The sequence below is a fragment of the Thermococcus nautili genome, from assembly GCF_000585495.1.
In the GTDB taxonomy this organism is placed as follows: domain Archaea; phylum Methanobacteriota_B; class Thermococci; order Thermococcales; family Thermococcaceae; genus Thermococcus; species Thermococcus nautili.
On the sequence record NZ_CP007264.1, the window covers coordinates 1297239 to 1318966 of the forward strand.

Annotated in this window: 18 protein-coding genes; 14 read left to right on the top strand and 4 right to left on the bottom strand. The window is 45.6% G+C overall.

Features of this window, described 5'->3' with window-relative positions; genetic code table 11:
- Positions 1-41: 41 nt before the first annotated feature.
- From BD01_RS07100 to BD01_RS07165, 14 genes are all read left to right on the top strand, one after another.
- Positions 42-1775, top strand: a complete 1734-nt coding sequence (locus BD01_RS07100; RefSeq protein WP_156927398.1) for a carboxypeptidase-like regulatory domain-containing protein — start codon at positions 42-44, stop codon at positions 1773-1775.
- Positions 1772-2785 (top strand): DUF4350 domain-containing protein, encoded by a 1014-nt coding sequence (locus BD01_RS07105; RefSeq protein ID WP_042691356.1) that lies wholly within the window; start codon positions 1772-1774, stop codon positions 2783-2785. Before BD01_RS07100 ends, BD01_RS07105 begins: the two co-directional genes overlap by 4 nt.
- Complete coding sequence (locus BD01_RS07110; protein ID WP_042691359.1) at positions 2775-3704, top strand: AAA family ATPase; 930 nt, start codon at positions 2775-2777, stop codon at positions 3702-3704. The genes BD01_RS07105 and BD01_RS07110 overlap by 11 nt, the downstream gene beginning before the upstream one ends.
- Positions 3705-3707: 3 nt before the next feature.
- A complete protein-coding gene (locus BD01_RS07115) occupies positions 3708-5000 on the top strand; it encodes a DUF58 domain-containing protein (protein ID WP_042691361.1) in 1293 nt (430 codons plus the stop codon).
- On the top strand, positions 5001-5543 hold the full coding sequence (locus BD01_RS07120; protein ID WP_042691363.1) for a hypothetical protein: 543 nt from the start codon (positions 5001-5003) through the stop codon (positions 5541-5543).
- Between the two features lie 134 nt (positions 5544-5677).
- Entirely contained in the window at positions 5678-6961 is a 1284-nt protein-coding gene (locus BD01_RS07125) for a UDP-glucose dehydrogenase family protein (protein ID WP_042691365.1), read from the top strand.
- Positions 6958-7824, top strand: coding sequence for a UTP--glucose-1-phosphate uridylyltransferase GalU (gene galU, locus BD01_RS07130; RefSeq protein ID WP_042693251.1), 867 nt, complete (start codon positions 6958-6960; stop codon positions 7822-7824). The genes BD01_RS07125 and galU overlap by 4 nt, the downstream gene beginning before the upstream one ends.
- Positions 7825-7831: 7 nt before the next feature.
- Positions 7832-9916, top strand: coding sequence for a hypothetical protein (locus tag BD01_RS07135; protein WP_042691366.1), 2085 nt, complete (start codon positions 7832-7834; stop codon positions 9914-9916).
- 23 nt (positions 9917-9939) lie between these two features.
- On the top strand, positions 9940-10998 hold the full coding sequence (locus tag BD01_RS07140; protein WP_042691367.1) for a glucose-1-phosphate thymidylyltransferase: 1059 nt from the start codon (positions 9940-9942) through the stop codon (positions 10996-10998).
- Positions 10999-11007: 9 nt separating this feature from the next.
- Positions 11008-12009 (top strand): dTDP-glucose 4,6-dehydratase, encoded by a 1002-nt coding sequence (rfbB, locus tag BD01_RS07145; RefSeq protein ID WP_042691370.1) that lies wholly within the window; start codon positions 11008-11010, stop codon positions 12007-12009.
- A gap of 2 nt (positions 12010-12011) precedes the next feature.
- On the top strand, positions 12012-12569 hold the full coding sequence (rfbC, locus tag BD01_RS07150) for a dTDP-4-dehydrorhamnose 3,5-epimerase (RefSeq protein WP_042691372.1): 558 nt from the start codon (positions 12012-12014) through the stop codon (positions 12567-12569).
- A gap of 9 nt (positions 12570-12578) precedes the next feature.
- On the top strand, positions 12579-13472 hold the full coding sequence (gene rfbD, locus BD01_RS07155) for a dTDP-4-dehydrorhamnose reductase (protein ID WP_042691375.1): 894 nt from the start codon (positions 12579-12581) through the stop codon (positions 13470-13472).
- Positions 13473-13728: 256 nt separating this feature from the next.
- The gene (locus BD01_RS07160) at positions 13729-14958 is read left to right on the top strand and encodes a GDP-mannose 4,6-dehydratase (RefSeq protein ID WP_042691378.1); all 1230 of its coding nucleotides are present in this window, start codon (positions 13729-13731) and stop codon (positions 14956-14958) included.
- Between the two features lie 37 nt (positions 14959-14995).
- Positions 14996-16240, top strand: coding sequence for a flippase (locus BD01_RS07165; RefSeq protein ID WP_051482181.1), 1245 nt, complete (start codon positions 14996-14998; stop codon positions 16238-16240).
- Here the strand turns inward: BD01_RS07165 and BD01_RS07170 are convergent.
- Genes BD01_RS07170 through BD01_RS07185 form a run of 4 tightly spaced genes read right to left on the bottom strand, consistent with a single transcriptional unit; the run spans position 16226 to position 21710 of the window.
- Entirely contained in the window at positions 16226-18508 is a 2283-nt protein-coding gene (locus BD01_RS07170) for a DUF2206 domain-containing protein (RefSeq protein WP_042691381.1), read from the bottom strand. The genes BD01_RS07165 and BD01_RS07170 overlap by 15 nt on opposite strands.
- Positions 18509-18520: 12 nt before the next feature.
- Entirely contained in the window at positions 18521-19648 is a 1128-nt protein-coding gene (locus BD01_RS07175) for a glycosyltransferase family 4 protein (protein ID WP_042691384.1), read from the bottom strand.
- Between the two features lie 9 nt (positions 19649-19657).
- A complete protein-coding gene (locus tag BD01_RS07180) occupies positions 19658-20725 on the bottom strand; it encodes a glycosyltransferase (RefSeq protein ID WP_042691387.1) in 1068 nt (355 codons plus the stop codon).
- Between the two features lie 13 nt (positions 20726-20738).
- A complete protein-coding gene (locus tag BD01_RS07185; protein WP_042691389.1) occupies positions 20739-21710 on the bottom strand; it encodes a glycosyltransferase family 2 protein in 972 nt (323 codons plus the stop codon).
- Between the last annotated feature and the right edge of the window lie 18 nt (positions 21711-21728).

Consider the following 21728-nt stretch of genomic DNA (forward strand, 5'->3'; position numbering starts at 1 on the left):
AACCTTATAAAAGGTTTTCTCGTTTCCGTTCGCGGGGTATTATGAAGAAGGTTTCCGCAATCCTGTTGCTGTTGCTTTCCCTAACGATGATTCCCCCCTCCTCGGCGGGCTCACCTCTGAGTACTCCTTACTACGTGTACTATGGCAATCTCCTCAACAGGACAGCTTCCCTTCTCTCTGGGGTGCTGGAGGGCAACGCCTCAGTGGGAGATGCCTTGGAGCTGCTCTCCGTTGCGAATTCCACGTATTTTACGCTTCTCTCCTACAACGCTTCAAACGATGTCCTTACCCTCGCCCGCTCCTTCGTTGAGCTTGAGAAGGGTGTTCTGCTGATAGTTAACGGGAGCACTTCCCTCAACTCCTCACTTTCGAGCGGGAACTACGAGGTAGCGAGGCAGCACATAGCATCTGTTGTGGATGGCATCTCCCTCGTTAGAAACTCCCTTCAAATTATCTCTGAGTTTTCCTTCGGCGTTAACGGTAGTGAAGCTTCCCTTAACACGACTGCCCTTGATGAGCTTGTTGTCGAAATCTCGCGCGAATTCCGTTCAAAGGAGAACGCCGTCAACGAAGCTGCCGGGTTGAGGTTCTCTATATTCGTTTCCAAGGCAAGACCTTTCGTTGGGGAAAACGTTACAATCTTTGGGTACGCCCCCAATATGAGCCGGGTTGTTCTCCATATTGGCAACTACTCGGTTCTCCTTCCGGTTGCTGAGGGGAAGTTCTCTTACGTGTACTCTTTCCCCTCCACTGGGGTTTACGAGGTCTACGCGGTTGGTACAAACGCAACCGGGGAGCACCGCTCGAACACGGTTGAGGTTGAGGTTCTCCGCGTTCCGGTCTTCATTACCTTCGGCACCTGCGCAAACCTCTCCGGTGTGTGCGGCTACGTTAGCGATGCCCTGGGCAACCCACTCAAAAACGCTCCCCTGGTGGTTCGCTGGGGAAGCACCGCTAGGGGTGTCTTCACGGATAGGGATGGGCAGTTTTTTGTTCCACTTAAAACAACCGGCCCGGTATGGGTGGACGTTCTCTACTTCGGAGATGAAGTTCACTCCCCCGCGAGTGCCTTTACAGAGTTCGTTCCCCAGAGGGTTCCCCTCATAATAAAGCTCTCCGTCTCCAAAGTTTCCCCCTTCTCCGGAGAAGCAACCGTTGAGGGGCGCCTGCTTCCGTCTCCCGGGGGTTTGATTGCCCTCGACGTTTACGTGGATGGTTCCTTTTACTCCCGCCTCTTCGTTTCGAAGGGGGAGTTCACGCTCACAATACCAACAGGAAGCAGACCCCATGAAGTCTACGTAGTTTTCAGGGGAAACCAGAGATACCTGCCCGCCAGGTCAAACACCTTAGTGATAACTCCCCCGCTGATTCCGATGGCAAGGGTTGCCCTTTTCGTGTCCCTGCTCGTCATAGCGTTCCTTGCGTACCGTATGTTTGGCAGGGAGAGTTCAGGCTCCCCTGAGCGGGTGGAAAAACCGGACTCGGGCTCGTTGGAGTGGGGCTTGAAGGAAAGGGCTTTCTCCTCCGTGCGTGAGGTTTACGTCCTCGTTTACAGCGCCCTGCTGAGGCTCCGGGGATTGCCCAGGTCTACGACGCCCAGAGAGCTCCTCGGTGAGTTTAGACGGTTCCCGTTTGGAAAGGATTTGCTCACCCTCACGACCCTTCACGAGCTTGAGGTTTACAGAGGGATTAAGGCGAAGGCCTCAACGGTTCGCGGTGCGGTTAGAACTGCTTCGAGGGTTCTGCTATCGGCGATAATCGGTGATGAGCTGTGAGAAGGGTGGCGTACGCTCTGCTCCTCATAGTAGGGATTGCCCTCATAGTTATGCCCCTGAGCGTTCCCAGGTTTAAGAGTGATGCCCCCTACAGCGTTCTGAACACTGGGCCAGATGGAACTTCAAGGTTTGGAGCGCTCCTGTACCACTCCGGCAAGGTAGTTCCCGTGCTCTTCCCCTACTCCTCGTTCTCTGAGGGAAACGCGACGCTCGTTATGATAGAGCCCGATGTCTCGCTTGGGGCGGGTGAACTCGAGGTGCTTCGTTCGTTCATTGAAAAGGGGGGCACGTTGCTACTCGCCACGGACTCTGACGTGGGAAACTCCATACTTCGGGAGCTGGGTTTAAAGCAGAGGGTCTCCAGTGAGAAAGCGCTCACGATAACGTTCCTCAACGGCCTCCCCGCTACACGGGAGGTTTTGGGTTCCCTTGCGAGGGGCGTCCCCTTCGTGGCCCTTCGCGAGCCTTCTGTTATCCTCGGGGCTCAGAATCCCATCCTCTTCACCAGCAACGCGACGATGTTCAGGGGTTCCTACGGACGGTTCCCCCTCGCCGATGAGGTGCCCTACGGGAAAGGGCGGATAATCATAATTTCGGACCCTGGGATTTTCACGAACGCCCTCTTTGACGAGAACGAGCCGTTTCTCAGAAACCTCATTGCGGGGCTCCCCAAGACGTTCTACATAGACGAGGCACACCACCGCGACCTGAACCCGTACTCCTCCGGAACCGTCGTCATACAGAGGGCCGTCAACAGGAAGCTGGTGTTCTACTACGTTCTTTTCGTTGCGCTCGTCGTGTTCTTTGTTGAATCCGGCCTCGCGCTTCGCTTCCTTGCGTGGTCTCTGGGTCTGGTTTTCTCAATCCTTGAGAAGCTCTTCGGGTCGGAGGAGAGCCTTGAGGACATCCTCCGGAGGCTTGAGGCCAGGGGCTACGACGGGGATAAGTTAAAAAGACTGATTGAGGAAATCGAGACCGGCTCAAAACTGGGTGGTGCTCATGGACGGTAAAACCTTCATAACTAACCTCAAACGGGAGCTCTCAAAGGCTGTGGTTGGCAAAGAGGACGTTATAGAGCTCCTCGCAGTTGCACTGCTAACCGAGGGACACGTTCTCCTTGAGGGAATCCCGGGCGTCGCAAAGACGACCGTTGCCAAGGCCTTTGCTTCCGCGACTGGTCTCACTTTCTCGAGGATACAGTTCACCCCGGACCTCCTCCCCGCTGATATAATCGGCGTCCGCTACTACGACCAGAAGGTCAAAGACTGGGTTGTTAAAAAAGGGCCTATATTTGCAAACGTCGTTCTTGCCGACGAGATAAACCGCGCCCAGCCGAAAACCCAGTCAGCGTTGCTTGAGGCGATGCAGGAGAGGCAGGTCACCATAGAGGGAGAAACGCACCAGCTTCCCAGGCCCTTCCTTGTGATAGCGACCATGAATCCCCTTGAGCAGGAGGGTGTTTACCCCCTTCCTGAGGCCCAGATTGACAGGTTCATGCTCAAGGTCGAAATGGGCTACCCGAGCAGGGAGGAGGAGCTTGCGCTCTTGAGGAGAAAGAGCACCAACGACTTCGGCGATGTTCGTCCGGTCGTCGGGGGAAGCGAACTTTTCAGGCTCATGGAGGGGGTAAGGAAAGTTACAGTCAGCGATGAGGTCATAGAGTACATCTACGCCCTCATCTCCGCCACCAGGAGTGACGAGAGACTGCTCTTCGGCGCCTCCCCAAGGGCAGGGGAGCACCTCCTCTACGCCGCCAAGGCGAGTGCCTTCCTCGACGGCAGGGAATACGTCATCCCTGACGACGTGAAGAAGATGACACTCCCGGTTCTCGCACACAGGCTCGTGCTTAGGGTGGACTACGAGCTCGAAGGTCTTAAGCCCAGAGACGTCCTCATGGACATCCTCAAGAGAACGCCGGTGCCGGTGTAGCGCATGAAGAGGGAAGACTTCATTGTGATGACTGCGTTCCTCCTCATGCTTGAGGGCTACCTTTCGGGCAACGTCCTCCCCGGGTTTCTCGGCCTGGCGATGCTAATCTATCTGCTCCTCCTCCGCTCGTCTACGGAGTTCGCCGTCAGCGCATCCGCGGCTTTTCCGGAAGGGCCCCTTGAGGCCGGTAAGGAGTATCTCCTGGAGCTCAGGGTTAAGAACTCGGGTAGCATCGTCCGGCTTCGTCCTGAGGTTTCTGCGAGGGGCTTGAGCGTTGAGTTCCCGGAGTCCTTTTTCGTTGAGGGCGAGGAGAAAACCCTGGCCGGTCGTATGAAGGTGCTTGAGAAGGGCGAGGTTTCGATAGAGAGAATCGCGCTCAGGGTCGAGGAATGGCGCGGGCTCTACTTCGACGAGCTGACCCTTGGGGGGGCCAGGTTTCAGGCGTACCCTTCGCTGGAGGAGCTGAGGGAGGAGGCGAGGGTTGAGAGAAACCTCCGCCTAGCCGAGCTTTACAGGACAGGGCGCTTCTTCGGTCTCGAGAGCCTCGACTTCAAGGATTTGAGGGAGTACCAGCACGGCGACGATTTCAGGAGGATAGACTGGAAGGCCAGCCTCCGCCTCGGTGAGCTCATAGTCAGGGAGTTCCTCAGGGAGGACAACGTTGACGTTTACATATTCCTCGATAACACCAGGGAGATGAGGAAGGGAATAAGGCGGGCGAAGATTGACTACGGCTCAACCCTTGTTCTCCAGCTTGCTTCGGCACTGCTCGACAACTACAACGTTGGACTCGTCGTTTACGACGAGGTGAGCGCCAAACTGCTGCCCGCGAGGAAGGGGCAGGCTCAGCTCGAAGCCATCAGGAGGAGCCTGGGCATAAAGCACGAGGAGAAGGCCATGAGCCTCAGGTTCGAGTTCTCAGCCAGCGTGGGTTCCAGGGCCAGGGAGTTCCTCAAAAAGGTGCTTCCAATGATGAAGGGCAGAAAGGGCTCACCCGGAATCTTTGAGGCGCTCTCACTCCTTAAAGGTCCGGCGTTTATAATCCTCATAACCGACCTCAGCAACCCGAGGAACGTTTACAGGGCCGTTTCCGAGGCCAGGAAGAGGCACAGGGTTCTAATCCTCTCTCCAAATCCGATTCTGTTTTACTCGGGAACGCTTGACGAGAAAACCCTTGAGAGGCTTTACAAAGCTTATGAGGAGCGGGAGAGGCTTATAAAACGCTTCAACGCCCTCGTTCCCACGATTGACCTCGGGCCGAGCGACTACCTGAGAGAGATAGCGAGGGTGATGTGAGTGATTGGTGTTTTACTCTCGATAATCGCCGGTTACTGGGCCGGGACTTACGCGGGGGCGCTCTCGATAGTGCCCTGGCTGCTCTCGCTGAAGAGAAGAGACGCCGGGCTGGTGGCGTTCTTTCTCTACGCCATCTACCTGGGCAACTCCGTTCAGGTTTCGACGGTGTACTCTTACTCTTCATTGATTGCAGTCCTTTCCTTTTCCCTGGCCCTCATTGTCCTCCTCGACGACGTTCTAACGGGAAGGCTTCTACCGGGGAGAAGGGAGTTAATTGCGGTTCCCTTCATACTCCTCGGGGCCCTCTTTCCGGAGTCGCTGATTGTTGGCGGGGCCGTTGTTCTTGTCTCCAGAGTGAGGTTTGGACGGATTGCCGGCGCGGTCTTGGGGATTACAATTGTAGCGTTCGCCCTGCTTAGGGAAACCCTGGATTACGCGGGCTCCGCTCCGGCGCAGGTGGCGGTTACAGCCGCGGTTGGGGTTTTTGTAATCCTAGTTATCTTAACTCGGAAAATGTTTAAAAAAACAGTACTTAAGCTTTAGCAAGGGTCTTTATCATGTATTTACCCACAATGTTATATAGTGGAATGGTACTTGATTGGATGTTAGGCTAAGGATATAAATTAATCCGTATAAACAGTATTGATGTCGATGAGAATTAGATAGGGGTGTGGTTGATGAGGGTTTCGGTTATCGGTTCGGGTTACGTTGGTCTGGTAACTGGGATGGGTTTTGTCAAGCTGGGGAACGAAGTCATCTTCGTGGACGTTGACGAGAGGAAAATCGAGATGATAAACAAGGCTCAACCCCCAATTTACGAGGAAGGCCTCGAAGAACTCATGAGAGAATTCAGGGGAAAGTACCGGGCAACCAAGGACTACCGTGAGGCCATCCTCAACTCGGACGTGACTTTTATTGCCGTTGGAACTCCATCGCGCGAGGACGGGTCAATCGACCTGACTTACATCGAGCAGGCTTCGAGGGAAATCGGAAGGGCCCTCCGCGAGAAGGATGACTATCACGTTGTCGTCGTCAAGAGTACTGTTCTTCCCGGGACAACCGAGAACGTCGTCAAGCCCATAATCGAAAAGGAGTCGGGCAAAAAGGCTTTCAAAGACTTCGGCCTTGCGATGAATCCTGAATTCCTGCGTGAGGGCGTGGCTTTGAAGGACTTCCTCAACCCGGATAGGATTGTAATTGGAGTCCTGGATGAGCGGACGAGGGAGGTTTTGGGGGAGCTTTACGCGCCTATTGACGCGCCTAAACTCTTCACGGACATTAAGACTGCTGAGATGATTAAGTACGCTTCAAACGCCTTCCTGGCAACAAAAATTAGCTTTGCCAATGAGATTGGGAACATTTGTAAGAGGCTTGGCATTGACTCGTGGAAGGTGTTTGAGGGTGTTGGGTTGGACCATAGGATTAGTCCGTACTTCTTCAGGACGGGAATTGGTTGGGGTGGCTCGTGCTTCCCGAAGGACGTTAAGGCACTCATCAGGAAGGCGGAAGAAATTGGAGAGAATCCCATCATCCTTAAAGCCGTTGTTGAGGTTAATGAGAGGCAGCCGTTGAAGTTGATTGAGCTCCTCAGGAGGCATGTCCCCGAGTTGAGGGGTAAGACCATTGGCGTTCTCGGTTTGGCGTTTAAGCCGGACACGGATGATGTTAGGGAGACGAGGGCGTATGTTATTATCAAGAAGCTCCTTGAGGCGGGTGCGAGGGTTGTTGCTTACGACCCTAAGGCGATGGGGAATTTCAAGCGCTTTTATCCGGACGTTGGTGATAGGATTGAGTACGCGAAGTCGGGGGAGGAGGTTCTCGGGAGGAGTGATGCCATCCTCATTGTAACCGAGTGGAGGGAGTTTGAGGAGCTGGATTACTCTGGGAAAATCGTGATTGACGGGAGGCGTGTAAGGAAGGCCGAAAAGACCGCAAAAACCTACGAGGGGGTATGCTGGTGAGGGTTAGAAAAGCCGTTATTCCAGCGGCTGGACTCGGCACTAGAATGCTCCCAATAACGAAATCGATGCCAAAAGAGATGCTTCCAATAGTTGACAAGCCCGTCATCCACTACGTTGTTGAGGAAGCCATCAAGGCCGGAATCGATGACATTCTTATAATTACTGGAAAGGGAAAGCGCGCTATAGAGGATTACTTCGACAGGAGCTTTGAGCTGGAGTTCTATCTGAGGGAAAAGGGAAAGCTTGAGGAACTGAGGCAGATTGAAGAAATCGGGGAGATGGTTGACATATACTATGTCCGTCAGAAGAAGCCCCTTGGCCTCGGGGATGCTATTCGGTATGCAGAAAAGCACGTGAACGGAGAACCCTTTGCAGTTCTCTTAGGGGACGACATTATTTTTAACGGAACACCGGCAATTAAACAGCTGATGGAGGTATTTGAACGTTTGAATGCCCCCATCTTGGGTGTAGAGAGAGTCTCGTGGGAAGATGTTCGCAGATATGGTGTTATCAATGGAAAAGAGCTTCAAAGGGGTCTTTATGAGGTTAAGGATTTGATTGAAAAACCCTCCACAGAGGAGGCACCAAGTAACATCGCAATTGTTGGCCGTTACATCTTAACCCCAGAAATCTTCGATGCCCTTAGGTCTGTGCATCCTGATAAAAGCGGGGAGATTCAACTAACTGATGCGCTGAGATTGCTGGTGAGCAGGGACGCTAGGGTATACGCCTCAGAAATTGAGGGAAGAAGATACGACGTGGGAACAAAATTAGGATTTATAAGAGCAAACATTGAAGTTGCTCTGGCCAGACAAGACTTGGGAGGCGATGTTGAAAGGTATCTCAGAGAACTATTGAGGTGATTAGTGCATGACTAACAAGCAATTGCTGTCTTTTCTAAAGAATAAAAAAGAAACTCTCTCCCTGCTCATCCCGATAGTGCTGGGGCTGTATCTGAGGGTTCAAACTTTAAAGTGGCACCGAATCTTGGCATATGACCCTTATTTCTACTACAGGCAGGCCGTTTATTTCGCCAGCGGTGGAAGTGTTCACGACATTGACCCGATGATAGTCACCACTGTTAGAAGATTCAGTGACAATGAGTACTTTCTTCCACTGCTCTGGGGGTACCTTGGGAAGATATTCCATGTGAATCTATGGACTCTGGGAATCTATCTCCCTCTGGTGATATTTGTTCTTCAGGTGATAATTGTTTATAAGATGGGTAAAGATGCCTTTAACTGGAGAGTAGGCTTTTTTGCGTCGCTGTTTCTCTCAGTTATGGGGGCACATGTCTACAGAACACATGCTGGTGGAATCTGGAAGGACACTTTAGGTTCATTGTTCATGCTGATGTTTCTTCATGCCACAATACTGATACTAAAGGAGAAACGGTTGGATAAAGGTAAGGCCATTGTATTGGGAAGCTACCTGGCAGTTTCACTTTATCTGTCAATTATAACCTTCGACGGGTTTGGTGAGTTTTCTTTGGTTGTTTCAACATACCTTATACTGGCGCCACTGACTGCTAAGCCAAGGAAGAACGAGTTTTTGATTGCAACTCTGATGGTACCAGTGCTCCTGTTGGGCGGAATGTCTGTTGGGACTTACTGGCCTTGGAGTGATTATCAGTTGAAAGAGATATATCTCTTTGTTCCCTTTTTGATTGCTGGTATTTTTGATCTGGTATTTTTGTTGTTGGCGGTTGTTATCTTTAGATATAGAAAAAAAGAAAAGGTACTATACGGTATATCTTTGATTTTGGTTGCTCTTGGAGCATTATACTTTTCTAAAAGAATTCTTCATGAAGATAATCAAAACTCTCTTGTGGGGTATTTGATTTATAAATTTTATAAATTTACAGCATATCTATTGAATCCGAATTCCTATTGGCTCTCAGCCCAGAGCAAAGCAACGTCGCCTGACGTGCTGCGGCTGTTCTTCTCAAGTCTATTAATTTTTGCGCTCTTAGGTGGTGCAGTTGTTGGATATAGAATAGCAAGGTCCTCAACAAAAATTCAGAGAAGGCTCAACCTGCTGTTTTTGATATTGTTTGCAATAGGAGCCTTCCTTGGAATTGCGACAATTAGACTGACGTATCTTATGTCCTTCGGGGTGGCGTTCCTATCGGCGGTGTTCTTTGATTGCCTGCTTGATATACTGCAAACAAAAATTTCCAACAAAAACAAAGCTATAGCAGTATTGCTTTCAATTTTGTTAATTGCCACAGTTCCTACTTTTGTTGAAGCCAAAAAATACGTCTCCATGCCACCTCTTCCAAACGACGAATGGCTGGATGCTGTGGAGTGGATGGGCCATAATATACCAAATACAACGGTGTTTAACTGGTGGGATTGGGGTCACTGGATTCAGGCATTTGGCGTAAAGACTACGAGCGATAATATTTATCAGAGGGGAGGTGAATATGCCTGGTTCCTTAGAGTCAGTGAAAAAGAATCCATGAAGCTCATAGAAAGAACCAAAGAGATTGCAAGAAAAAACACTGGAAAGAATATCACTATTGACTATGTTGTGGTTAGTCGCGATTTATTGCTAAAACTGAGTACCATAAACAGGTATTATCCGCCAAATGTGAAAATTAGTGTTTATCCTTTTGTACTGGAGGGCGCAGTTGGAAACTTAAGAGTATATTCTGTAGCTAATGCAAAAATATTTGTAGAGTTTAATGAAAACAACACTAAAGCAACCCTTGTTTATGGCAACGTTAAAAGAGAGCTTAAAAACATCGTGATTGAGATGCCTTCAGGACGAAACATTGTCTACACCTATGGTCAGGATAATTACATTGCCTATGTAACTCCGGATATTTGCTTTTTAATACCTTCCTCTCTGAAAGATACCATGTTAGTTAGGCTTCTGGTGTTTGAACAATCTGAAAAATATAAGCTGGTTTATGACAACGGATATGTGAAGGTTTATAAAATCAATAATTAGCCGGATTTTATGGGGGGATTTTGATGAAGGCACTTATTCTCTCTGGCGGTCACGGAACCCGACTTAGACCCTTGACGTACTCCCAGCAGAAGCAACTAATTCCAGTTGCCAACAAGCCAGTGTTGTTCTACGCCATCGAGGACGTTATCGAAGCCGGAATTAAAGAAATTGGAATAATAGTCGGCCCAAACGCCAAACAGGTAAAAGAGACCGTCTTAAGCAGGGATTGGGACGCGGAGATAGAGTTCATCTATCAGGGAAACCCGAAGGGTCTGGCCCACGCAATACTCGTTGCAAGGGACTTTCTGGGCGACGATGACTTTGTCATGTACCTCGGCGACAACATCCTGAGGGAGGGCATAGTTAGACACAGGGAACACTTCGAGAAGGGAAACTACGACGCGAGCATACTCCTCACGGAGGTCCCAGACCCAAGGCAGTTTGGCGTCGCCGAGCTTAGCGAGGACGGAAAAACTATCAAGAGGCTTGTTGAGAAGCCAAAGAACCCGCCGAGCAACCTCGCCTTGGTCGGGATATACTTCTTCAAGCCTGTAATCCACGAGGCAGTCCAGAACATAAAGCCCTCCTGGAGAAACGAACTTGAGATTACCGACGCCATCCAGTGGCTCATCGACCACGGCTACAGGGTAGGATGGACCAAGGTTACGGGCTGGTGGAAGGACACGGGGAAGCCGGAGGACTTGCTTGACGCCAACCGGCTCATACTCGACGACTTGAAACCAGACGTGAGAGTTCAAACCGAGGCAAGGATTCATGGAAGGGTTGTCATCGGTGAGGGAAGCGAGATAGACGAGAACACGGTCATAAAAGGTCCGGTAATAATCGGTAGAAACGTCAGAATCAGGAACTCATACATAGGGCCGTACACCAGCATCGGCGACAACGTCATCATCGAGAACACAGAAATAGAAGACTCAATAGTCCTCCCGGACAGTGAAATTCGGAACGCAGGCAGAATCGTCGAAAGCGTCATTGGCAGAGGCGTTAAGATTCAAAAGGGCAACACACACCCCTTTGGAAAGAAACTCGTCGTTGGTGACAATTCAAGGATAATACTGTGAGGTGGAAGGATGAAACTCCTTGTAACGGGAGGAATGGGTTTCATAGGGAGCAACTTCATCCGCTACGTCCTTAAAGAGCATTCTGACTGGGAGATAATCAACCTTGACAAACTCGGCTACGGTTCGAACCCAGCCAACCTGAGAGACCTTGAAGACGACCCTCGCTACACCTTTGTGAAGGGTGACATAGCGGACTTCGAACTCATAAAAGAGCTCGTAAAGCAGGTTGACGCAGTCGTAAACTTTGCCGCTGAAAGCCACGTGGACAGGAGCATCTCAAGTCCCGACCACTTCATAAGGAGCAACGTGATGGGCGTTTACACAATCCTTGAGGCAATACGAAAGGAGAACCCAGAGGTGAGACTCGTCCATATAAGCACAGACGAGGTCTACGGGGACATACTGGAGGGTTCATTTAGAGAGGAGGACGCGCTGAAGCCTTCCTCCCCCTACTCAGCGACGAAAGCGGCCGCCGATTCCTTAGTCCTTGGATGGGCGAGAACTTATAATCTGAACGCATCAATAACTCGCTGTACCAACAACTACGGCCCATACCAGTTTCCAGAGAAGCTCATACCCAAGACGATAATACGAGCGAGTATGGGGCTCAAAGTTCCAATCTATGGAACTGGTCAGAATGTGAGGGACTGGATTTATGTGGAGGACCATGTGAGAGCTGTCGAGAGAGTTCTGCTGAAGGGCGAACCAAGGGAAATCTACAACGTTTCTGCCGGAGAGGAGAAGACAAACCTTGAAGTCGTCAAGACGATTCTCAGGCTTCTCGGCAAGGATGAATCACTCATAGAGTTCGTTGAGGACAGGCCCGGACACGATTTGAGGTACTCCCTTGATTCATGGAAAATAACGAGGGACTTAAAGTGGCGTCCAAAGGTGAGCTTCGAGGAAGGTATAAGGCTGACGGTTGAGTGGTACCTGAAGAACGAGGACTGGTGGAGACTGCTGGTGAATGAAAAAGTTCTCCACCCGACGCCGTGGAAGCTAGGGTGGTAACCATGCCCTTCGAGTTCGAGAGGCTGGAGATTCCAGACGTGGTTCTTATCAAGCCGAAGGTCTTTGGTGATGAAAGGGGCTTCTTCATGGAGACATACAAAAAGCCAGACTTCGAGAGGGCGGGCATTAAGGGGGAGTTCGTCCAGGACAACCACTCCCGCTCGCGCTACGGCGTGTTGCGTGGACTTCACTTTCAGCGTGAACCCTATGCTCAGGCCAAGATTGTCCGCGTTGTTCGGGGAATAATCTACGATGTTGCCGTTGACTTACGAAGGAACTCACCAACGTTTGGAAAGTGGGTGGGAGTTATCCTATCAGAGTTCAACAAATGGCAACTCTATATTCCCCGGGGCTTCGCCCACGGTTTTGTCGTGCTAAGCGATGTTGCAGACGTGGTTTATAAGGTGGACAACGTTTACGCTCCCGACCACGAGGGTGGTATTATCTGGAACGACCCGGAACTTGGCATAGACTGGCTAGTAGATGAACCAATAGTCTCAGAGAAAGACAAAAAATGGCCGACGCTGAAAGAGGCTATCAAGAGAGGCTGGGTGTTCTGAGGTGATGCTATGAGGGTCGCAATCATAGGGGCAAACGGCCAGCTTGGAACTGACTTAGTAAAGGTCTTCCGGGGGGAGCCAGGCTTTGAGGTCGTCCCGCTGACCCACAGGGACCTCGACGTGACGGTTTCCGAGAGCCTGAAGATTCTGAAGGAGGTCAAACCCGACGTCATAATCAACACGGCCGCCTACGTTCGTGTGGATGATGCTGAGCTCTATCCGGAGAGGGCCTTTACTGTTAACGCTATTGGAGCGCTCAACGTTGCAAGGGTTGCAGAGGAAATCGGAGCGGTGAACGTTTACATCAGCACAGATTATGTCTTTGACGGGGAGAAAGGAGAACCATACGCCGAGGATGACGTTCCAAACCCGATAAACGTCTACGGGACGAGCAAGCTTGCGGGGGAGATTTTCACGCGGAACTACTCAAGCAAATACTACATTATCCGTGTCGCAAGCCTCTACGGTAAGGCCGGCGCAAGTGGAAAGGGCGGGAACTTCGTGAACTGGGTCATTGAGAAGGCGAAGCGGGGCGAGAGACTTAGGATAGTTGACGACCAAGTAATGAGTCCGACTCACACCCTCGACGTTGCGAAGACTTTGGTGAGGTTCATACGACTTGAACCATCAGAGTATGGAGTGTACCACATGGTGAATGAAGGTTACTGCTCTTGGTACGAGTTCACTAAGACAATTTTTGAGATCCTTGGCTGGACCGTTGAAATTGAACCCATAAAGTCGAGCGAATTGAATCGGCTCGCAAGGAGGCCGAGGTTTTCGGCGCTGGAGAATGCAAGACTTCATGCGCTTGGCTTAAGAATGACCGGATGGAGAGAGGGATTAAGAGAGTACTTAAAAGAAATAAAGCTTCTTTACACTAGCGAAGGCAAAACACACGAATAGGGGAATTCAAAAGTGAATGAAGTGAATCCGGCGCTTTGCCGTTTACACTTGTGGTCAGGATGATTACATTGCATATGTTACGTTGATATTTGTTTTTAGTATCACTACATACCAGTAGACTCTTTAATATTTGAACTCTTCGAAAATATAAGCTGGTTCATGACAATAAATACATCAAAGCTAGATTTCAGTAAGTATCACAAAATCGAGAAAAACTTAAAAGGTATCTACCTGTAGGAAGTCAAGAGGTGTTGCTATGAGCTGGAATGACAGAAATGTTCTAATTACCGGTGTTAGTGGATTCGTGGGCTCCTATTTGGCTAAATACCTGATTGACCAGGGAGCAAACGTTTATGGCTTAATTAGAAGAAGGGCCGACGGTAGGATACCAAAGAACCTCGTAGATAGGGGCATATACAATGAGGTAAAACTTATTGAGGCCGATTTGCTAGATTTAGCTGGTTTGGCCAACGCAATTGATGAAGCTCAACCTGATGTTATTTTCCACCTCGCTGCGCAGTCCTTTGTTCCGAGGAGTTTCACCCATCCGTTGGAGACTTTCCAGATAAACACCCTTGGCACTGCTAATCTGCTTGAAGCAGTTAGGGTAAAGGATTACGACCCCACCATCGTCTTTGCAGGTTCCAGTGAGGAGTACGGTCTTGTAATCAGCTCGGAGGAACAGTACAATAGGGTTAAAGCTAAGTATGGTCATGTATCCCCCGAGCCCGAGAGAATCCCTGAGGTTCCAATAAACGAGGGCAATCCACTAAGGCCAATGTCACCCTATGCCGTCAGCAAGATTCACGGTGAATACATATTTAGAAACTACTATTACACCTACGGAATGAAGACCATCGTTTCAAGGGGATTCAACCATGAGGGGGCAGGAAGGGGAATAATGTTTGTTACCTCAGTAGTCACTAATCAGGTCATGAAGTACAAGTTTGGAGAGACGGATAAGATTCTCATTGGCAACGTCAATGCATTCAGGGACTGGAGCCATGTCATGGACATCGTCAGGGGTTACTGCCTGCTCGCGGAAAAGGGAAGACCTGGTGACGTCTACAACCAGGGTTCGATGCGGACCAACTCCGTCATGAGCTATATCCTCCTGAGCTTAGAACAGGCGGGTTGGAAGATTGAGAAAATCGAGACCATGAAGAATAACAAAGTCGTGGAGAATCCAACTGAAATTGACGATTCCGAAATGTTTGGAGTTAAATTCGAGAAAACCAAACTGGACAGGATGATGCTGGAAAATGAGATAGAATTTACAATAGAGGATGAGGGTGTCTGGGTGCACACTGACAAGGGCAAGATACCGGTGGTCTTTGACCCCAACAGATTCAGACCATCTGAAGTTCCGATTCTAATGGCTGATACAAGGAAGATACAGAAACTTGGGTTCAAGGCCGAGCATAGATTAACGGACATAATTAGGGATCAGCTGAACTATTTCCTCAGGCCAGAGAACAGGGTATGAATCCTTTTCTGATTTTCCAATTTTCGGAGGAGTTGCAATGTCTGCAGTTAGGACAATAACAAAGAATACGCTAGCGCTTATGGTTGCCTCTGTTGTTTCCAAAGGTCTTGCGTTCCTTACCTTAATTTTATTGGCAAGGTATTTGGGAAGCGAGAATTATGGGAAGTTGGCATTTGCAATGGCATTGACATCATTTTTTACAGTAATAGCGGATTTTGGCTTGAGTTCTTTGATAGTCAGAGAGGTTGCAAGGGGGAAGGAAAAAGCTGGGGTGTATCTGGGGACTTTCTCCATATTTAAAGTGTTCCTTGCTGTAGTAGTGTTCTTGGCTCTGGTTTTGATATCCCATTTTGGTGGTTATGACTACAGTACAAAAATTTTGATTCTTCTATTCGGGATTTACACTATTTTGCTTTCGTATTCAACGTTCTTTATATCCTTCTTTAGAGCGTTTGAGAGGATGGAATATGAGGCATTGGTTAGAAGTATTGAGAAGGTGTTTCTTCTGGTATTGACTGCAATGTTTATTTACCTTAATAAAAAGCTCGTATATTTTGCGGTCCCATACTTGGCTTCAAGCTCTGTTGCTGTTCTCTTAGCTTTATTTCTTGTTATACATAAGGTGGACAAGCCAAAGTTTTTATCTGACAAGGGGTTTTTAGTTGAAACACTGAAAGAATCTTTACCATTTGCCCTTACTTCAATATTTGTTATTGTGTACTTCAAAACAGATACTGTTATGCTGTCTTTTATGATAGGGGATAGTGCAGTAGGAATTTACAATGCGGCACGTAATCTTATTGAGGGATTGATATTTTTGATACCGTACCCATTGTCAATGGCACTGTATCCGATAATGTCGAGGTATGCACTTAATTCCATAGAAGAGCTCAGAAAAGTCTACATTTATGGGTTTCTGGCATCTCTTCTTCTTGGTTTAGCTGGTGTGTTGTTTGTTTTGAGTTTTAGAGAGAAGATAATATTACTCATATATGGGAGCGAATATCTAGAAGCAACAAAAGTTTTAGCGGTTTTGGTCTGGACGTTCTTAGTTATTTGTGTGAGTACGATTTCCAGCACGTTGTTAAATGCTGTAAATAAGCAGAAGATAGTGACCATTGGGACAGCGATAGGGGCGTCTCTAAATGTTGTATTTAATTACCTTTTGATCCCCAAGTACAGCTATGTTGGGGCGGCTTATGCAACATTAATAACGGAAGGTGTTGGATTTGGAATTTATTTGTACTATACTATGAGGTTCCTGAGATTAAGGACACCATAGAATTTCACTTCCAGAGTTTGTGTATATTTTACTGTGGGAGATTATGGTTCGGGAATATGGAAACCTGTACGGATGAACTCCTTGTAATAACTGATCCCATGTCCATGCAGTCTTCAACTTTGTTACTGGGTATGAAAGGTAAAGATAAGATTCTTTAATTGTGGTTGATTCAGGGGATGCATGATAGATATAGATCTCTTCTTGTATAAACCCGCCATAAACTGTAAATTCAGGATCACCTTCAACTACATCAACCCTATATATCTGAGATGGTAAATGGTACTTATATAACCACCGAGCACTAATAACATCTAACCTTTCTACATACCCCATATAAAAGCTAGCAACTATCTGAGGATTATCACTCTTGTTAACCGAACTGTAGCTTAGAGAAATTGAATTGGGATGATCTTTTGTGATTTCATATATAAATCCACTACTGAACAACAATAATAGCACTATTCCGGCAATAGATGTTATTTTAACATAATTTATAACTTGTGAAGGCGTCTTTAACGCCGTTCTTGCTAGGTATAAAAGACCCAAAGAGTAAAAAACTCCAATAATGTAAGAAAACATATGGAACAATCTTCTCGGGTCTACAACAGCAAAGTATGGAACAATTATTGTTGCCACTAACATTCCTATTGCATATATTGAAAAGCCTAAGTAAACATACCATTTGACTTTATTGTTTTCATTTTTTGTATGAATATGTTTAATCTGATATAGGAAGCATCCTATAACCCCAATAGCAATTATAAACTGGATGTATAAATATAGAAATCTTGTTATTTCATGATATATATCTCCACTTTCTTTGCTTAAGATGTATGCACCTCTTGAGAATTCTAACACGAATAATTTTAACTGCACTATAACTTGAGCGATTGTATCTATCTGAATAATTAATGCCTTAAACACTAAGGAAGTTGCTACGCTTGAGTACCATGCAATGTGAACAATTATTCCAAACAAGATTATGAGAGCTAATTGTTTATTAATATACGTAGAAAATAATTTTCCATTAGCCTCTTTAGGAAATAATCTCAAAAATGCGCCTCCAAATGCAAGTCCCACCAAATATATAAAGGATGACGAGTAATGGGAGATAACCATGGAGAAAGTAAATATTAAGGATAAGAGTAATGTATATTTTTTGACACTAAAAAGCGATAGTAAAATCAGAACAAAAAATAACTCTGCAATCGATTGCTTAGAGATTAGAGGAACTATTCTATAAAATGGCATGATTACACATACTAACAAAGCGGAGATTCCCGCTAGCTTATTTTCGTTCATGCCCCCAAATTTTTCTTGGTAATCTCTGTAAAAGGTCAAAAATACCTTGTATGTTGCGAGTACAGTAAAACTATAAAGGCCAGGCCCAATAATCTTGTAAATCTCATTTAAACCCAACTTCAGTATCAAAGAGTATATGGGCCATAATATGGCACAAACCAAGCTAGTATTATAGTAGGACAAGCTAAACATTGGAATATCACTTTTGTATAAGAACTCATATGAAGGGTTCCAAATTCCGTTAATTATGGTGGTCTCAGAGACAATGTACTCCCCTATCGCATCTAGCGGAGGTATGTACTCAGTTATTAACGTTATGTGCCATATTAGAGCAATAGCTACAATCCAAATAGCGTAAGAATATAATTTTCCGGGAATTATATCAGCAAATCCAACTAACAAAACGACTAAAGCAATGACAACAATCATAACCATTAATAAGATATTGTTAGCATAATAATTTACTAAATACGTCCCAAATATTGCCATAAATGGTATCAAGCTCAAGAACAAAAATTGTGAAGACAAAATATCCTTCAAATTAATAAAATCTGGATTGCAGTAGTCTCTATCTCTAAAATATGCCCAAATCGACAGTAGCAAGGTTGCTAGGGTGAACGTAACCACAATTGGAATTTCTGAGATAGGTTTATCTGTTATTCCAAGCATTGGATAAAACATATTCATTAGGAACCCAACAAACATATCAAAAAACAAGCTAAGCCCAACAGCATACATAAAACTCTCCTCGGATGTTAGTTTATGTATTTTAAGTATCCTAAGAAGTAAATATCCCGGAATAAATGTGATATACACAAAACCTAGAATCTGTCTTAAAAATGGAATCTCAATACCAAGTTTGTTCATGCTAAATATTCCAAGATATGCTAACTGAATACTGAATATTACTATAAGAAAGCTTTTGATATCCCAATCGTTCATTTTAAGAGGACTTTTAATTTTCATATCCCTACACCTTTATGTTCCATTATATACTTCTTCATATACTTTTAAGGTTTCTTCTGCTGTTTTTCTCCAGCTGAATAGCTTAGCTCTTCTTAAACCTTTTTTAGATAGTTCCTCTCTCAATCCCTTGTTAGTTAGAACTTCGTACATTGCTTTAGTCAGACCATTAACATCATAGGGATTGACCATTATTCCCGCATTACCAACGACCTCTGGCAGAGATGAAGTGTTTGATGTTATAACTGGCGTTCCACAAGCCATGGCCTCCAGAGGGGGCAAGCCAAACCCTTCGTATAAAGATGGATAAACAAATAAATCTGCGGCATTATATAGCGATGGCAAGTCTTCTCTTGGAACATAACCAGTGAAAATAATATCTCTCTGTAGATTAAGCTTGCCAATAAGTTCAAAAATATCCTCGTATTTGTATCTCTTTACACCCGTTATTAATAGCTTATGTTCAAATTTTTTCTTTTTAAGTTTATAGTAGGCCTTAATGAGAGTTGAAACATTTTTGTTTGGTGCTAAACCCCCAACGTACAATATAAATGGATAGTTTAGGTTGTATTTTTGTTTGATTTTTTCGACTTCATTTTCTGGTAATGGCTTGTAGTCTTCATCAACTCCCAAGTGAACAACTCTGATTTTTTCCTCTGGAATTTTGAAATATTTTATGATGTCTAACTTAGTATTATGTGAATCTGCAATAATTGCATCAGCAGTTTTGAGAGTTCTTGGAAGAAGAAACCTATAAGTATAACGAAGTGCTAAATGATAGAACTTCGGGAAAAGATATGGCATAACGTCGTGGATTGTAACTACCTTCTTATAGCTTTTTAGTTTTTGAATGATAGTTGGATTTTCTGGAATATGTATAATATCTAAATCTAACTTCTTTGTAATCAAATAATAGTTTAAATAAATATGCCAAAGATAATACGGGAGTTTTTTTGAAAATTTTTCAAATGGATTTTTTATAATTATCCTGTCTAATCCGAGAAATAAATTATTTTCCTCATAGTTTACTAAATAGAGAATATCTCTATTAATTTTTGAAATTTCGTTTATTAAGTTATAAACATAAGCACCAACTCCCATTGACGTTCTATTCAACCTATCTGCGATAATTCCAACCTTCATTTTATCCACCTAATTGAGCATCTTGTTGATTATATTCACGATCTCTTTCCCAATTCTCTCAGGAGTAGCTTTCTTTTTGTATACATCATATCCTCCATATGCAATTTTTTCTCTCAATTTTTCGTTATCTTTTAATTCTAAAATTTTATCGGCTAAATCATCGGAGTTTGCATGTTCCACAAATAATGCACTCTTTTTATCTTTAAGTAGCTCTCTATTTGCTGGATTGTCCCCGACTATTGTTGGTTTTCGCATTGCAATGAATTGGAATGTTTTTCCAGCTATGACCCGTTTAGCTTTATCTATATCCGAAAAATGTCCACCGAGACAGACATCAGCTTTTGCTATTTCCATCGGCAATTTCTCATATGGAATCCACTCTCTAAATGAGATGTTTTGTAAGTTTAATTTCTTGGCATATCTAATTATTCTCTCATATTCTACGCCTTTACCGATTATATTAAAATGAATGTCAGAATACTTCTCCAATTTCTTGGCGGCCTCGATGATATATTTTACTCCATGAAGAGGAAGGTATGTAGAATAGTAAAATACTTCAAAAATCTCGTTGTCCTTTTCAATGTACCTCGGATAAAATACACTATTATCAGCGCCAACAAAGATACTCTTAAATTTGTCTCTTTCTATCCCAAAGGTGTTAACAAAATAATCTATATGAGCATTAGTATCTAACAAAACAATGTCGGCAAGTTCGCATGAAGATTTGTCCAACAGATAACTTGATTTCCCAAATAGGGAATTGGGCTTGATAATCTGCCTATCAAAGCATAAAGTGTCATATACTGAGATAAATGCATCAAAAATTATTGGCTTTCCTGGTAACACTGACTTAACTATTGGAACTATAGGCTGGCCCAAAAAACCAACAAAAATGATGTCGACTTCTTTCTCTTTTTTTATAAGAACTTTCCTTAGAACCTCATAATATCGCTTAGAATAAGAATTTAGTTGGCTGGTGTACTCAACAACGTTAATTCCATTTTCCTTTAAACCCCTTAATATTAAGGAATTCCTCACATAACTTGGTTCTCTCCCTGAGATGAAGAGAACCTTCATTCCCTTACCACCGTTACTCCTTTTTCTCATACTCCAACTTCTTCAATCTGTAAAGTACATCATCCAATAGCATCCTCTGGGACTTAAGCATATCTGCCAACAATCCCAAAACTACCGTTTGAACCCCTATTATAAGCAACAAAGTTGCAAGTATCGCGGAAGGTAACCTGCTACCAACGCTTCCAGTGGTGTAGTAATATGAAAGGACCCTCCACCCAAAGTACAATCCGACGATTATAAAAATGGCCCCTACAATTCCAAAAACCTTCAATGGATTGTAATCCCTGTATGACCTCAGTATTATCATACCTGCTCTTTTGGCATATCCAAAGATGTTTGAAATCAACCTGGATTTTCCGTCTCCCTGTCTCTTTCTAAACTGCACAGGTACTTCAACAATCTTTAATCCGTAGTGATTTGCCTGGATAATAGTCTCCTGGACATAAGTATAATCCGCCAAAACATGTAATCTCATCGCAGCATCCCTTGAAAAAGCTCTAAATCCAGTTTGCGCATCAGATGTCGGAAATCCTGAAGCAATCCTTGTTACCCACGTTGCTATTTTATTTCCAATGCGCTTCTGCATTGGCATGTACTCAATCCATCCTTTAAACCTTGAGCCTAAGACTATGTCGGCCTTGCCATCAAGTATTGGTTTCACTAATTTTGGAATCTCTTTGGCGTTGTACTGGCCATCGGCATCGATGTTAACAATTATATCCGCGCCGATTTCAAGGGCGGTTTCTATTCCCTGCCTGAATGCCCTCGCTAGCCCTCTGTTCCTCCTGAAGCTAACCACTATATCTGCTCCAGCTTCTTTGGCGACTCTTGCGGTGTTATCTTTGGAGCCATCATTAACAACGATTATTTTGATATCATCTATTTTCCCTTCAAAATCATCAGGCTTAAGCTCCCGTATTTCTCTGATGACATTGGGAATTGTTTTCTCTTCATTGTATGCGGGAATCGTGACTGCAAGCTTCATGAGATTACACCTCTCTAA

Bases quoted from the DNA above. Each gene is read 5' to 3' on its own strand.
- BD01_RS07100 (WP_156927398.1), top strand. From the start codon at position 42: ATGAAGAAGGTTTCCGCAATCCTGTTGCTGTTGCTTTCCCTAACGATG.
- BD01_RS07110 (WP_042691359.1), top strand. From the start codon at position 2,775: ATGGACGGTAAAACCTTCATAACTAACCTCAAACGGGAGCTCTCAAAG.
- BD01_RS07115 (WP_042691361.1), top strand. From the start codon at position 3,708: ATGAAGAGGGAAGACTTCATTGTGATGACTGCGTTCCTCCTCATGCTT.
- BD01_RS07125 (WP_042691365.1), top strand. From the start codon at position 5,678: ATGAGGGTTTCGGTTATCGGTTCGGGTTACGTTGGTCTGGTAACTGGG.
- BD01_RS07135 (WP_042691366.1), top strand. From the start codon at position 7,832: ATGACTAACAAGCAATTGCTGTCTTTTCTAAAGAATAAAAAAGAAACT.
- BD01_RS07140 (WP_042691367.1), top strand. From the start codon at position 9,940: ATGAAGGCACTTATTCTCTCTGGCGGTCACGGAACCCGACTTAGACCC.
- rfbB (WP_042691370.1), top strand. From the start codon at position 11,008: ATGAAACTCCTTGTAACGGGAGGAATGGGTTTCATAGGGAGCAACTTC.
- rfbC (WP_042691372.1), top strand. From the start codon at position 12,012: ATGCCCTTCGAGTTCGAGAGGCTGGAGATTCCAGACGTGGTTCTTATC.
- rfbD (WP_042691375.1), top strand. From the start codon at position 12,579: ATGAGGGTCGCAATCATAGGGGCAAACGGCCAGCTTGGAACTGACTTA.
- BD01_RS07160 (WP_042691378.1), top strand. From the start codon at position 13,729: ATGAGCTGGAATGACAGAAATGTTCTAATTACCGGTGTTAGTGGATTC.
- BD01_RS07165 (WP_051482181.1), top strand. From the start codon at position 14,996: ATGTCTGCAGTTAGGACAATAACAAAGAATACGCTAGCGCTTATGGTT.
- BD01_RS07170 (WP_042691381.1), bottom strand. From the start codon at position 18,508: ATGAAAATTAAAAGTCCTCTTAAAATGAACGATTGGGATATCAAAAGC.
- BD01_RS07175 (WP_042691384.1), bottom strand. From the start codon at position 19,648: ATGAAGGTTGGAATTATCGCAGATAGGTTGAATAGAACGTCAATGGGA.
- BD01_RS07180 (WP_042691387.1), bottom strand. From the start codon at position 20,725: ATGAAGGTTCTCTTCATCTCAGGGAGAGAACCAAGTTATGTGAGGAAT.
- BD01_RS07185 (WP_042691389.1), bottom strand. From the start codon at position 21,710: ATGAAGCTTGCAGTCACGATTCCCGCATACAATGAAGAGAAAACAATT.